Below are 908 nucleotides of genomic sequence, written 5' to 3'. Positions count from 1 at the left end.
CTGTACGATCTGCCGCCGGAAGAACTGAAGGAAGTTCCCACGGTTTGCGGCTCGCTCCGTGAAGCTCTCGAAAGCTTGGCAAAAGACAGCGACTTCCTGAAGCGCGGCGATGTGTTCACCGACGATCAAATCGCCTCGTACATCGAGTTGAAGATGGAAGAAGTGATGCGTTTCGAAACCACTCCGCATCCGGTGGAATTCGAAATGTATTACAGCGCGTAATAAACCTACGGGCCTTCTGTACATCCCCCGCTGCCGTTTTGGCAGCGGGGGATTATTTTTATGGCGTTTCCAGGCCATTTTCCGGTAAATTTCGCTGGCGTTAGGCTAGCGTTCGTGATTCAGTCGATACGCGTTTTACGCATGGAGATGGATAACACTCCATCCAGATCAATAGGTTCCAAGGGACGGTTTACCCATGATGCGAGGAATGGCGGCGAAAGGGGGGAATGCTCCCCAGGCCAGCGGCGCCCACCGGGACAAGCGCTATACCATCCCCACGCTTTCGGTGGACCTATTCGCGACCGTTTTTGAAACGCTGCGCTGGTCTTTCTCGCATATGATTCTGAAGGACTACCGGGGGCCGCTCGAAGTGGGGGCGACCTTCCACGGCGCGTTCACCTTCCCCAACCGCACCACGGTCGGCCTGTTCGAAGCCAAAGTGGCGCGGGCCGACGCGGGTAAGCAGTTGCTGGGAGTGGAGTTCACTTGGATCAGCAAAGAGGGTTTTGCCCTCATGGAATATATGCATTCGCTGCGCCCGGAAGATAATCCGGATAAGGGCGACCCGATGAAGGTCACGATGAATTACCCGACGATCAATTGGTCGCTGTCGGGCATGCTGCTGGGCGAATATGATCCGCCCGACGATGTGAAACCCGATATGCAGTTGCGCGGGATCATCCGGA

1 protein-coding gene and 1 pseudogene are annotated in these 908 nt (G+C 55.8%); both read left to right on the top strand.

The genetic code is table 11. The annotated features are described in order from the left end of the window. Nucleotides 1-222, top strand: a pseudogene (gene glnA / locus VZ95_RS19540) (glutamine synthetase); the annotation flags it as partial. 208 nt (nt 223-430) lie between these two features. Continuing rightward, on the top strand, nt 431-908 hold a 478-nt coding region (locus tag VZ95_RS19535; protein WP_045777350.1), incomplete at its 3' end, for a hypothetical protein.

This window comes from Elstera litoralis, assembly GCF_000963705.1.
GTDB lineage: Bacteria > Pseudomonadota > Alphaproteobacteria > Elsterales > Elsteraceae > Elstera > Elstera litoralis.
Note: the sequence above shows the minus strand (reverse complement) of the source record. Positions and strands in the feature narration are given on the sequence as shown.